Raw genomic sequence first — 12,938 nt, 5'->3', positions numbered from 1 at the left:
CTGCGGGTCAATTCCCCGAGATGGGCAGGTTATCCAGATCCGGGGTGCCTCCCAGAGCCACAATCACCTGTAAGGCGCGCTGTTGCAAGTCCGAGGTCACGGCAGCATCCTGCAGGATGTCCTGATATCGACCAATCGCAGCATCGGTGTTTCCCTCGGCCACGTCGATCAGAGCCAGCTGTTCAACGGCCAGCAGACGCAGCTGGGAGCCGGGGGCCGCAAGTGCTTCGAACTGTTGACGTCGGGTTGCGGCATCCAGTGTTTCCGCCTGCAAAGTCAGCGCCTTGAATCCGGCGATCTGGCGGTAGATTTCATCCACATCCGGATTGATGGCGACCGCGTTCAACTCTGTCACGGCCTTTTCGACATCGCCTGCCCGCTGGGCTTCGGAGGCTGTGAGCATTGCAACCAGCGCCTGCGCCGTCGGGTTCTCTGAGGACAGGCCCGTCAGCGCATCAAGGCGTGCGTCAGGCGTATTCGTGCTCAACGCCGCCAGCATGCCATCTCCCAGCGCTTCGGCCTCGGCACGTGCCGTTGCCTTGCGATACTCTGACCAGGCCGCCCCGCCAACGATCAACACCACTGCGAGCGCGCCGATCCAGCCATAGCGCTTGAGCAGCGCGAACAGACGGTCGCGGCGGACCTCGTCATTGACCTCGTCGATAAAACTATCCGTGTCGCTCATGATCACCTGCTGGCAAGAAATTCCGCCCCTCATAACGCGGTCCTCAGCCCAAGCCAAGACCCGGCATCAGCCCGGACTGAGCCACCCATTGCCTTACCTTGCAGAAATTACTAATCTGAACTGGTCAGTTTAGCGTAACTGTCGTATTGAGCACGCGCCACGTGACGGCAATTTCTGGCCGGGCGCGGTTCTGACAGTCCAGTGCGAGGCGATCGACATGCGTATTTTTTCAATTCTTGCAGCCCTTGTGGTTTCTGCGATCCTGGCGTTGTTCATTATTGACCGGCCGCGCCTCTTCAACATGCTGGGCATGGGCAGCGATGCGGCGGAAACGGCAGAAACGTCTGAGACAGACGCGGCGCTTGATACAGATACCAGCCTGGTAAAAGTTGTTGTCTTGCGGTCGACAGCGCGTCAGATCGACACGGCCGTTTCCTTGCGCGGTCAGACCGAGGCGGCCCGCACCGTGGATGTCCGCGCGGAAACCTCAGCAACCGTGGTGTCGGAACCGCTGCGCAAGGGCGCACGCGTAGAGGCAGGCCAACCGATGTGCCGCCTTGATGAAGGCACCCGCGGCACCGCGCTGGCGCAGGCAGAGGCCGAACTTGACGAAGCCCGCTCGCGCGTGCCGGAGGCGCAGGCGCGTCTGACGCAGTCGATGGCCCAGCTCGAAGAAGCAAAAATCAACCTCAACGCCTCCGCCAAGCTGAGCCAGGGCGGTTTTGCCTCGACAACCCGCGTGGCCAATACCGAAGCGGCACTTGCAACGGCAGAAGCAGGCGTCGAGAGCGCACGTGCAGGGCTGCGTGGCGCGCAATCCGGCATTCAGAGCGCGCAGGCCAGCGTTGCCACGGCGGAAAAGGAGATCGAACGGCTGATCATCCGCGCGCCATTTGCAGGACTTCTGGAAAGCGACACGGCGGAGCTTGGCTCCCTGCTGCAGCCCGGATCACTCTGCGCCACGATCATCCAGCTTGACCCGATCAAGCTTGTCGCCTTCGTGCCGGAAACCGAAGTGGCGCGCGTGATCCCGGGCGCCATGGCCTCCGCGCGTCTGGTGGCCGGGAGCGGTGCGATTACCGGAGGGCCCGAGGCGCGGAGCAACGAAGTGCGCGGTCAGGTCACCTTCCTCTCCAGTTCCGCCGATGAAACCACCCGGACTTTCCGCGTGGAGATCGAAGTGCCCAATGCCGATGGCAAAATCCGTGACGGTCAGACGGCGGAAATCCTCGTCTCCGCCGAGGGCGCGGTGGCGCATCTGCTGCCGCAATCGGCCCTCACCCTGAACGATGAGGGCACGTTGGGCGTGCGCACGATTGATGCCGATGCCATCGTGGAATTTCACCCTATCGCGCTGATGCGCGACACGCCGGAAGGTGTTTGGCTGACCGGGTTGGAGGAGACGGCGGACGTGATCGTACTGGGCCAGGAATTCGTCATCGCGGGCGTGCAGGTGGCGCCAACCTATCGGGAGCTTAGCCAATGACAGGTATCGTCGATTGGGCCGCAGGCCGGGCGCGGATGGTGCTTGCCTTCATCCTGCTCAGCCTTGTGGTGGGCGGCTATTCTTACACGACCCTGCCCAAAGAGGGCGAGCCAGACATTGAAATTCCCGCCCTTTTTGTCTCCGTCCCCTTCCCGGGCATTTCCGCAGCCGACAGTGAAACGCTGCTCGTCAAACCGATGGAAACCGAGCTGGCGGACCTCGACGGGCTGAAATCGATGTCGGCCACGGCGGCGGAAAGCTACGCGGGCGTCGCGCTGGAATTCGAGTTCGGCTGGGACAAGACAAAGATTCTCGCGGATGTGCGGGACGCTATGGGCAAGGCTGAAGCCGATTTCCCTGATGGGGCGGAGCAATATTCGATCAACGAGATCAATTTCTCGGAGTTCCCGATCATCATCGTCAATCTGACCGGTCCCGTGCCGGAACGCACCATGATCCGTGTGGCCAAGGACCTGCAGGATGACCTCGAAGCGGTCGATGCGGTTCTCGAAGCCGGGATCGCCGGCAGCCGGGACGAGATGCTCGAAGTGCTGATCGATCCGCTGCGGCTGGAGGCCTACAACGTCACCGCGGGCGAGTTGATCAACACCGTGCGCAACAACAACCAGCTGATTGCCGCCGGTGAAGTCGACAGTGCGCAGGGCACCTTTTCGGTGAAAATTCCGTCGTCCTTTGATGAGCCGCGCGATGTCTACAACCTGCCCGTCAAGACCAACGGCGACCGGGTGGTGACCCTTGGCGATCTGGCGGAAATCAATCCGACGTTCGAGGATCGCACCGGCACGGCGCGCTTCAACGGGGAAAACTCCGTGGCGCTGCAGGTGGTCAAACGAAAGGGCTTCAACCTGATCGATACCGCCGAAATCGTAAAAGACATGGTCGAGGAGAAGAGCGCGGGCTGGCCCGAAGGTCTGCGCGCAGCCGTCGAAGTGGGCACATCGAATGACCAGTCGCGGATCGTGAATGCGATGGTGCAGCAGCTTCTGGGCTCCGTCTTCACGGCCATTGCGCTGGTGATGATCGTCGTTTTGGCGGCTCTGGGCATTCGCGCGGCCTTGCTGGTGGGTTTCGCAATCCCCACCTCCTTCCTGCTGTGCTTTGCCTTTCTCGCGCTCATGGGCATTTCCATCTCTAACATCGTGATGTTCGGGCTGATCCTTGCCGTGGGCATGCTGGTCGACGGCGCCATCGTGGTGGTCGAATACGCCGACAAGCGCCAGCAAGAGGGCGTGGGCCCGATGCAGGCCTATGTGGATGCCGCCAAGCGCATGTTCTGGCCGATCATCTCTTCTACGGCGACGACACTTTGCGCGTTTCTGCCCATGCTGTTCTGGCCCGGTGTGCCGGGCGAATTCATGGGCATGCTGCCGGTCACCCTGATTTTCGTGCTCTCGGCCTCGCTGGTCGTGGCGCTGATCTACCTGCCCGTGATGGGCGGCGTCACGGGACGTCTGGAACGATGGATGTCAGACTACATGAAGGCGATTGCCGGGTTGCGCTGGTACCTGCATCTGGCACTTTTCCCCGTCGCCTTTGTCATGATGGCCGTCGTTGGCCTCATGGGTCCCATCTTCGGATTGATCGGCATGCAATTTGCCGCCATGAACAGCCTGCAGATCGTCTCATCGGTGATCCCCACACTGCTGGTTGTTTTCCTCTTCATCCTTGCCGCCACGGCCTGCCTCTTTGTGGCCCTGGGTGGCTTCTTGCTGACGCTGGTGTCAGCCTTTGCACTGCTCACACGCCTTGGACGCTTCGGTCGCTGGCTGGTCAGCAAGTTTTTCCGCCGGGAGCCTGACCAGATCAACGCGGGCTATCAACGGTCGCTCTTTGGGTATTTCATCCAGAGCATTGCCGGCAATCCGGTCATGCCACTGATCATGGCCGGTATCGTTTTCATCTTTGTCGGCTCTGTCCTGATGTTCTTTACCAACAACAACCGCGGTGTTGAGTTCTTCGTGGAATCCGAACCCGAGCAGGGCATTGTCTACGTTCTCGCACGCGGTAACCTGTCGCTGGAAGAAAAGGACGAACTTGTCCGCCAGGCCGAACAGATCGTGCTGGCGCATCCCGGCATCAGCAATGCCTTCTCCTTCGCCGGAGATGGTGGATTGAACACCGACACCTCCGGCGGCGCGCGCCCCAAGGATCTGATCGGACAGGTGCAGTTTGAAACGATTCCCTGGGAGGATCGCGCAGGCCGCCCCGATCTGGACGGCAACATCGTGATCGCCGAGCTGACGGAGCAGCTTTCAACGCTGCCGGGCATCAATATCGAAGTGCTGGAAGTGGCCGATGGCCCGGCGTCGGGCAAGCCCGTGCACCTGCGACTCAAGGCAGATGATTTCGTGTCGCTGACCGACGCCGCCGCCATCGCACGCGCGCAATTCGAACGCACCCCCGGCTTGACCCTGATCGAAGACACCCGCCCCCTACCCGGCATCGACTGGCAAATTGACGTCGACGTGGAAAAGGCCGGACGCTACGGCGCGGATGTGGCCACGGTCGGCGCGATGGTGCAACTGGTGACGCGCGGGCTGATGCTCGACACCATGCGCGTGGACAGTTCAGACGAAGAGATCGACATCCGGGTACGCCTGCCGGAGAGCGACCGCGTGCTGTCGACCCTCGATACACTGAAAGTCCGCACGCCGGACGGGCTGATCCCGCTGTCGAATTTCATCACGCGCACGCCGGTGCCAAAGCTGGCAGAGATCAACCGGATCGACCAGAAACGCTATTTCGATGTGAAGGCGGATGTGGGCATGGGTCTCGTGAAGCTTGTAGAAACCCGGCGGGAGAACGGCGTCGATGTGGATGAGACGCTGGCCGTTTTACGCCCTGCCGGTGCGGATGCCGACATCACCGCAGCGGACCAGACGGCCTATAAGATCACCGATCGTATGGCCCCGGCAGATCGCGATCTGCAGGCCGGGATTGATGCCGGGAACCTCCGTTTCATACCGGTGAATGCCAATGAGCGTATTGGCGTGCTGAGCGCGTGGCTGGAAAGCGATCCTCTGCCCGAGGGGATCACCTTCGAGTGGACCGGCGATCAGGAGGAACAAGAGGAAAGCCAGGCCTTCCTGCAATCCGCCTTTGCCGCAGCGCTTGGGCTGATGTTCATCATTCTGCTGGCCCAGTTCAACAGCTTTTACAACGCGATCCTCGTGCTGCTGGCGGTGGTCCTGTCGACCACAGGGGTGCTCATCGGCATGCTGGTGATGGATCAGACCTTCTCGATCATCATGACCGGAACCGGGATCGTCGCGCTGGCCGGCATCGTGGTGAACAACAACATCATCCTGATCGACACCTATCAGGAATACAGCCAGTACATGCCGCGCATCGAGGCAATCATCCGCACAGCACAGGCGCGGATCAGACCCGTCCTGCTGACCACGATCACCACTATGGCGGGTCTCGCACCGATGATGATCGGCCTCAGCCTGAACTTTGCAGAGGGTGGCTATACGTTCAACAGCCCCACGGCCCTGTGGTGGAAGCAACTGGCCACCGCCGTGGTTTTCGGGCTGGGTATTGCAACCGTTCTGACCCTGATCGTGACCCCGTCGATGCTGGCCATCCGCGTCTGGGCGACGACCTACGTGCAATGGCTCGCGACCCTGCTGGCCAAGATGTCCATGGGCCGCGCCAGCCGCGTCGCGCGGGACTGGGCGTTGCAAAAAGACGCCCGACGTGTGGTGTCGGGAGAGATCCTCTGGGAAGAGGATGCGCTGTCGCCGACATCCGACCATGCCGCCACGCTGAAAGCCGCTGAATAGCGGCCTTCACGCGGGCGTGACGGGACATCCGGGCGATCCATGCTAGGGTTGGATCATCGCATTTAAACAAGGAAGTCCGATGATCCGATCCCTCTTTTTCGCCAGCCTTCTGGGCCTGAACATCACCGCCACAGCAGGAGCCGCCGATATGATCGAAAAGACCAGCCCCCATTCGGTTGCAGAAACAATTGACCGGCTCGAGGCTGCGGTGGAAGCCGCAGGGGCCACTGTCTTTGCGCGGGTCGATCACGCGGCAGGGGCCGCGAAAGTGGAGATGGATCTGCGCCCGACGCAGATGCTGATGTTCGGAAATCCCAAGCTGGGCACACCGGCAATGCTGGATGGGCAGACCGCGGGTCTGGATCTGCCGCTGCGTGTTCTGGCCTATGCCGACAATGAAGGTGTGGTGCGCGTGGTCTATCACGACCCTGCGGATTTTGCCGGGGCCCATGGGCTGCCTGCGGACGCCAAATACGTGCAGATGATGACCGGGGCCCTGGACAAGCTCACCTCAAAAGCGGTCGCCGACGAATGACTGAATGGGTGGCCTGAAAGCCCACCCTACCTGCAGGCAGCATCGGGTGTGGCAAACAGGTAGGGTGGGCTTTAGGCCACCTTCGGCGGAAGGGTCAGGCGGCCTCGTCAGATTGCTGACGCGCCCAGAGTTGTGCGTATCGACCGCCCTTTTCCAGCAGGTCCTCATGTCGACCCTGTTCAACGACCTCGCCCTGTTCCAGAACGATGATTTTGTCCGCTTCGGCAATGGTCGACAGCCGGTGCGCGATGGTCAGCACTGTACGCCCCCGCCCTGCCTGCATCAGCGCTTCCTTGATGTCCTGTTCCGTCTCGGAATCAAGCGCCGATGTCGCCTCGTCCAGCAACAGGATCGGCGGGTCTTTCAACAGGGTCCGCGCGATCCCCACGCGCTGCTTCTCGCCACCAGAGAGCTTCAATCCACGTTCTCCGACGGTCGTCTGGTACCCTTCAGGCAGCCCTTCGATGAAATCGTGAATCTGCGCCGCCTTGGCCGCCGTTTCTATCTCTTGCTGTGTCGCACCATCCCGCCCGTACCCGATATTGTAGCGGATCGTATCGTTGAACAGCACTGTATCCTGTGGCACCACGCCAATGGCCGCATGCAGGCTTTCCTGCGTCACCTGGCGCACATCCTGACCGTCTATGCGCAGGGCGCCACCACCCACATCGTAAAACCGGAACAGCAATCGGCCGATGGTTGATTTCCCCGAACCCGTGGACCCGACAATGGCGACCATTTCTCCAGGCTCCGCAATGACGCTGACCCCCTTCAGGATCGCCCGCTCGGCATCGTATCCAAACCGCACGGCGTCAAGCTCCACACGCCCGCCCGTCACCTGCAGCGGCTTTGCGTCAGGGGCGTCTTTCACCTCTGCCGGTTGCTCAAGCAAATCGAACATCTCGCCCATATCCACCAGCGCCTGACGGATCTCGCGATAGACCGTGCCGAGGAAATTCAGGGGGATGGTGATCTGGACCATGTAGGCATTCACCATCACAAAATCACCCACTGTAAGAGAGCCGTTCTGCACCCCGATAGCGGCCATAATCATCACCCCGATCAACCCGCCCGTGATCAGGAGAGACTGGCCGAAGTTCAAAAACGCCAGACTGTAGTTGGTTTTGATTGCCGCCGCTTCGTACTTCTCCATGGCGCTGTCGTAGCGTCGGGCCTCGCGCGCCTCGGCACCGAAATACTTGACTGTTTCAAAGTTCAACAGACTGTCGATGGCCTTCTGGTTGGCATCGGTGTCCTGGTCGTTCATCTCCCGGCGCAGCTTCACCCGCCACTCGGTCACTGCAAAGGTAAACCAGACATAGAGTGCGATGGTGGCGGCAACCACGAGCAGGTACCAGAAATCGAACACCACCGCGAGAATGATCCCAACCAGCACCAGTTCCAGCATCAGCGGACCGATCGAAAAGAGCAGGAACCGTAGCAGGAAGTCGACGCCCTTCACCCCACGTTCAATAATCCGGCTGAGCCCGCCGGTCTTGCGGGTGATGTGATATCGCATAGAGAGCTTGTGGATGTGGTTGAAGGTCTCCAGCGCGAGCATCCGCAAGGCACGCTGGCCAACCCGCGCAAAGACCGCATCCCGCAACTGCTGGAAGCCGACGGTCATCAACCGCGCCACACCGTAGGCAACCGTCAAGCCGACAGCGCCAAGTGCCAGCATGGGCACGCCTTCCTCAGCCAGCGCATCTACGGCGCCTTTGTAGAAAAACGGTGTGCTCACCGAAATCAGCTTGGAAAAGATCAAAAGCGCCATCGCACCCAGAACCCGGTGCCTTACCCAGGCAGGATCTTCCGGCCACAGGTAGGGCGCGACCTTGCGGATCGTTCGCAAACCCGATTGCCGTTCCTCATTTTCCGTCTTTTGTGCACCCGTCGCGTCATCCGCGTCCGGGCTTGTAGTCGTATCGGCTGGCATGAAGTGTCCTGCTTGCGTTCAAAGGCTTACGTAAGGCACTCATCCGGCCTTTGCCAGTCAAAGAGGGGATTATTCGCGCGCTATCTGGGCGCGTTGATGCGGCGGGCTATTCGACCGGCAGATCAAACACCTGTCCCGGATAGATCAGATCGGGGTCACGAATGTCGGCGCGATTGGCCTCGAAGACACGCACGTAAAGCAACCCTTCACCGTATCTGTCGCGTGCGATTGCCCAAAGGGTGTCGCCGGTCTGCACCGTCACCGCACGAACAGGACCCTCCTGCCCCGCGGACGCTTCTGCCAGGATTGCAGGCGCCTCGCGTTTGAATGGCGTCTCCAGGCGGCTCGTTACGTCACCGGCTTCGTTCACCTCATCAACCCGTAATTGGTAGATGCCCGCATCAACCTCGGGTATCTCACCACGCCAGCCGCCACTCACGTCGACGGGCAAGCCGCCGACAAAACGGTTATCGAGATAGACACGCACTTCAGATGTTCCGGCAACGGCCCGGCCAGACAACTGCACGTCGCCGGTCTCAGAATACCCAATGGTGTCAATTGCAATCGACGACAGCACTTGCGGTTGGGATTGCAGCAACTCGACCCCATCCTCGGTCGATTTGAGCACGGCGACAGATTGCGATGGGCTAGCAGGCTCCACCTCAGCGACCTCTGCCTCACTTTCCCGGGTTGGCTCGGGCTGCGTAGGTGCGGTCGCCGACGGCGCCTCAACATCCGGCCGGGATGGCGCGTCAGTCTCATCAGTTGTCACAACGACGTCAGCATCGGGGACCGTAGACGTTTGCGTGGTGTCCGGCGCGAGCGTCGCAAGCTCTTCGGTCACCGGAACATCTACAGGATCAGCGCCCTCCGACGGGTTTGTGACTTCAGGGGGGTCTTGGGCCGCTTTAGCCGCAACCGTTTCATCCTGCTGGATGGCCTCCGGTGCAGGCATTGCGTCCGACGCCGCGACCTCCTCCGTTCCACCTGTATCCGGGCGTCTCTCTGCAAGCGCGGTATCTGCCGGAGCCGCATCCCCAGAGGAGGACAGGCCGGCCTCCGGTGGACGCGCAGGTGCGGTGTCCGTCTCCACCGTTTGCACCGGAAGCGGTGCCAAAATCACGTCTTCAGCCGACATCACAGGCGCGCCCGCCCCGTTTGCCTGCAGCGTTAGAACGCGCGCGTCATCGCTCGGGGCTACAACACCCACGGCCGCAAAGGCACCATTCGCATCCGCCGTTGCAGTTGCCACCTCCTCGCCATCCACCAGCACAGACACCTGCGCGCCGGGTTCCGCGCGTCCGGCGATAACGGTCAGACCGTCGTCCTCCAACCGGACCTCATCTATGCTTGGGGCAACGCGTGGCTCGGCTGCACTGTCCCCGTCCGCCGCTTCATCATCGGACGTACCGCCTTCAGTCGCCGCATCAGGTGCATCCTGCGAAGGCACCGACGCATCCTGAGCTACGATGGCGGCCAGTTCTTCGTCACTTGGCGCGGGTTCCGGGCCAAAGCTGAGGTAGGCACCCGCTGCAATCACCGCGACGATCACGATGCCAGCCGCCAACAATCCTGTGCCACCTGATTTGGTGCCAGCCCCCTCTTCGCGCATAATATTCTCTTCTTCCCGAATGCTCGCCGTCCCGAGCAGTGGGACAGACGTTGAGCCTACATATCAACTGCTCTATCACCGGTCAAAACCCCGGCGATCACATTTGCCATTAATTTCAACGGTAAGGGATACTCTCATGCGCCTGAAATCTGTTTGCGTCTACTGCGGCTCGCGCCCCGGCGCTGATCCCGCCTATCTGGCGGACGCCACGGCACTGGGCAGCACGCTTGCAGCCGAAGGCTGGCGTCTGGTCTATGGCGCTGGCGATGTGGGGTTAATGGGGGCGGTTGCGCGGGCGGCGCAGCAGGCGGGCGGCGAGACCTTTGGCGTGATCCCGCAGCACCTTGTTGCCTGGGAGGTCGGCAAGACCGATCTGACCTCTTACGTCGTGACCGAAACCATGCACGAGCGCAAGAAAGTGATGTTCATGAACTGCGATACGGTCGTGGTTCTGCCCGGCGGTGCGGGGTCGCTGGACGAGCTTTTCGAGGTCCTGACCTGGCGCCAACTCGGCCTGCATGAAAAGCCGGTATTTCTCGTAAATACAAATGGTTACTGGGACCCTCTGCTGGCACTTTTAAAGCATGTCACTGATCAGGGATTCGCCGATGACACGCTGCACGGCTACTATGAAATCGTGCCAGATGCTGCCGCCGCGCGGGACGCTTTGCGCCGCGCCTTGTCCTGACGATAGGCGGTGGCGGAATAGAGCGCCAGCGCGCTCCAGATCAACGCAAATGCCGCGACGTGCCATGGGCCGAACGGCTCTGAGAACACGAAAACCGCGCAGGCGAATTGCAGTGTCGGGTTGATGTACTGCAGCAGGCCGACGGATGTCATCGCCAATCGGCGGGCCGCGTAGGAAAACAGGATCAGCGGCAGCGCAGTGATCGGTCCGGCAAAAATCAGCAGCGCCATCGTCTGCCGATCACCACCAAAAACCGCACCACCATCGTGATGCGTTTGCAACAACACGAGCAGCGCGACCGGCATCAACAGCAGGATTTCCCCGGTCACAGACACCACGGGGCCCGCATTCTGCTGCTTTTTGATCAGCCCGTAGAACCCAAAGGTGATCGCCAGCGTCAGGGCAATCCAAGGCACGGTGCCCAGACCCACGGTCAGGATTGACACCGCAAGTGTCGCGAAGGCCACCGCCACCCATTGCGTGCGGCTCAACATCTCGCCAAACACAAGACGCCCGATCACGACCGCCACCAGCGGGTAGATGTAGTACCCTAGCGAGGTCTGCGTGGTATTGCCGGTCTGCACCGACCAGATGAAGAGCGACCAATTCGCCGCAATCATCAGCGAGGCAATGGCCACCAGTGTGAATGTGCGCAGGGTGTTCATGGAGCGGGTGATTTCGCGCAACCGCCCCTGCACAGCGAGCAGCACCGCAAAGAGGACCAGTGACCAGATCATCCGGTGCGACAGAACCTCGACCGCCGGAATGTGCGACAACAGCTTGTAATACATGGGGGAGAGCCCCCAGATACTGCAGGCCCCGATCATCGCCAGCACGCCTTTGGTTCGCTCGTTCATCGCAACCCTGCTCCTCTGAGCGTGGTTGTGATCCGAATTGGCACGGCCAACAAGTAAAAAGGCCCCACCCCTGGGCAGGACCTTTCGAATGTGCAGGAAAACGGTGGCCTGGGATCAGAGCCGGCTGGCTACATTTTCCCAGTTCACGAGGTTGTCGAGGAAGTTCGACAGGTAGTCCGGGCGTTTGTTGCGGAAATCGATGTAGTAGGAATGCTCCCACACGTCACACCCCAGCAGGGCCGTCTGACCGAAGCAGACCGGGTTCACGCCGTTCTCGGTCTTGGTGACCTTCAGGCTGCCGTCGGTGTCTTTCACCAGCCACGCCCAGCCGGAGCCGAACTGACCCGCGCCCGCGGCCTTGAAGTCATCCTTAAACTTGTCGACCGAGCCAAAGCTGTCGGTGATCGCCTTTTCCAGCTCACCCGGCATCGCGCTGTCGCCCGGCCCCATCATCTCCCAGAACTGGTTGTGGTTCCACAGCTGGCTGATGTTGTTGAAAATACCGTTCTGCGCCACGGCAGAGGCGTCATAGGTACCCTTGATGATCTCTTCGAGCGATTTGCCTTCCCACTCGGTGCCCTCGATCGCCTTGTTGCCATTGGTCACATAGGCGTTGTGGTGCAGATCGTGGTGGTACTCCAGTGTCTCCGCGGACATGCCTTTGCCAGCCAGAGCGTCGTGGGCATAAGGAAGATCAGGAAGTGAAAAAGCCATTGCGGGCCCCCTTTGTCATTTCAGTTGGGTGTACTGCACATGAAGCGCAGCCGCTCCGGAGTTCAAGTGTTAACGGGTGCAAAAAGTGCTCCGAATACGGATTTCCATGGGAAAACCCCGCCGACCGGGCCGGGGTCACGCGATCAGCTGGTGCGCTTGGTACAGGTCCCCGTGCCCGAAAACTGATTGTGATAAAGATCCGGTCGCGCATAGACCGAAATCTTTCCATTCTTGCGAATCGTGGCTTCAAAGTCGAAATAGGGAGTTCTCTGATTTTCGCCGTTCGTATAGTCCTTGATGGTCCATTTGACCGTCAGCCTGTTGGCCGTTTGACGCACACTGTTTGCCGCAACGGGCGCCGAGTACACTTCAAGAACAAAGGCATCACTGACCGTCGCAGTACCATTGTCGCGCACCACAATCGCGATTTTTTCGGAAATCCACCCCTTACCGCGTTTGAGATTGGTCATATCGCAGTCATAGAGCACGCCCTGCGCCGCGAGGGCCGGTAGAGGAAGCAATAAAAAGAGCAAAAATGATAAGCGCGACAGCATAGAGTATCCAGAAGTTGTGGGCGCACATTACGCGCTCGGAAAGACGTGCAACCCCTTGGGATGTC

The 12,938-nt window shown here is 60.6% G+C and carries 10 protein-coding genes; 4 read left to right on the top strand and 6 right to left on the bottom strand.

Going from position 1 to position 12,938, the window contains the following annotated elements; genetic code table 11:
• Positions 1-7: 7 nt before the first annotated feature.
• Positions 8-685 carry a hypothetical protein gene (locus Q1A07_RS14515; RefSeq protein WP_299782546.1) on the bottom strand — a complete coding sequence of 226 codons (678 nt, stop codon included), beginning with the start codon at positions 683-685 and terminating at the stop codon, positions 8-10.
• 217 nt (positions 686-902) lie between these two features.
• Between Q1A07_RS14515 and Q1A07_RS14510 the strand changes: the two genes are divergently transcribed.
• From Q1A07_RS14510 to Q1A07_RS14500, 3 genes are all read left to right on the top strand, one after another.
• Positions 903-2,171 carry an efflux RND transporter periplasmic adaptor subunit gene (locus tag Q1A07_RS14510; RefSeq protein WP_299782544.1) on the top strand — a complete coding sequence of 423 codons (1,269 nt, stop codon included), beginning with the start codon at positions 903-905 and terminating at the stop codon, positions 2,169-2,171.
• A complete protein-coding gene (locus Q1A07_RS14505; RefSeq protein ID WP_299782542.1) occupies positions 2,168-5,977 on the top strand; it encodes an efflux RND transporter permease subunit in 3,810 nt (1,269 codons plus the stop codon). The genes Q1A07_RS14510 and Q1A07_RS14505 overlap by 4 nt, the downstream gene beginning before the upstream one ends.
• Before the next feature lie 79 nt (positions 5,978-6,056).
• Positions 6,057-6,512 (top strand): DUF302 domain-containing protein, encoded by a 456-nt coding sequence (locus Q1A07_RS14500; RefSeq protein ID WP_299782540.1) that lies wholly within the window; start codon positions 6,057-6,059, stop codon positions 6,510-6,512.
• Between the two features lie 94 nt (positions 6,513-6,606).
• On the opposite strand, the gene Q1A07_RS14495 is transcribed toward Q1A07_RS14500, so the two are convergent.
• Positions 6,607-8,448 carry an ABC transporter ATP-binding protein/permease gene (locus tag Q1A07_RS14495; protein ID WP_299782538.1) on the bottom strand — a complete coding sequence of 614 codons (1,842 nt, stop codon included), beginning with the start codon at positions 8,446-8,448 and terminating at the stop codon, positions 6,607-6,609.
• A gap of 106 nt (positions 8,449-8,554) precedes the next feature.
• Positions 8,555-10,060: an Ig-like domain-containing protein gene (locus Q1A07_RS14490; RefSeq protein WP_299782536.1), complete on the bottom strand. Its 1,506-nt coding sequence runs from the start codon at positions 10,058-10,060 to the stop codon at positions 8,555-8,557.
• A 136-nt stretch (positions 10,061-10,196) separates the two neighbouring features.
• Here Q1A07_RS14490 and Q1A07_RS14485 point away from each other — a divergent pair, with 136 nt between their 5' ends.
• The gene (locus Q1A07_RS14485) at positions 10,197-10,748 is read left to right on the top strand and encodes a TIGR00730 family Rossman fold protein (RefSeq protein ID WP_299782534.1); all 552 of its coding nucleotides are present in this window, start codon (positions 10,197-10,199) and stop codon (positions 10,746-10,748) included.
• Here the strand turns inward: Q1A07_RS14485 and rarD are convergent.
• The 3 genes from rarD to Q1A07_RS14470 all read right to left on the bottom strand — a co-directional run bounded on the left by rarD (position 10,688) and on the right by Q1A07_RS14470 (position 12,873).
• A complete protein-coding gene (rarD, locus tag Q1A07_RS14480) occupies positions 10,688-11,605 on the bottom strand; it encodes an EamA family transporter RarD (RefSeq protein WP_299782532.1) in 918 nt (305 codons plus the stop codon). The two genes, Q1A07_RS14485 and rarD, sit on opposite strands and share 61 nt — an antisense overlap.
• A gap of 114 nt (positions 11,606-11,719) precedes the next feature.
• Positions 11,720-12,319 carry a superoxide dismutase gene (locus tag Q1A07_RS14475; RefSeq protein ID WP_299782530.1) on the bottom strand — a complete coding sequence of 200 codons (600 nt, stop codon included), beginning with the start codon at positions 12,317-12,319 and terminating at the stop codon, positions 11,720-11,722.
• 143 nt (positions 12,320-12,462) lie between these two features.
• The gene (locus Q1A07_RS14470; protein ID WP_299782528.1) at positions 12,463-12,873 is read right to left on the bottom strand and encodes a hypothetical protein; all 411 of its coding nucleotides are present in this window, start codon (positions 12,871-12,873) and stop codon (positions 12,463-12,465) included.
• Between the last annotated feature and the right edge of the window lie 65 nt (positions 12,874-12,938).

This window comes from uncultured Roseobacter sp. (genome assembly GCF_947492555.1).
Classification (GTDB): Bacteria; Pseudomonadota; Alphaproteobacteria; order Rhodobacterales; family Rhodobacteraceae; genus Roseobacter.
Note: the sequence above shows the minus strand (reverse complement) of the source record. Positions and strands in the feature narration are given on the sequence as shown.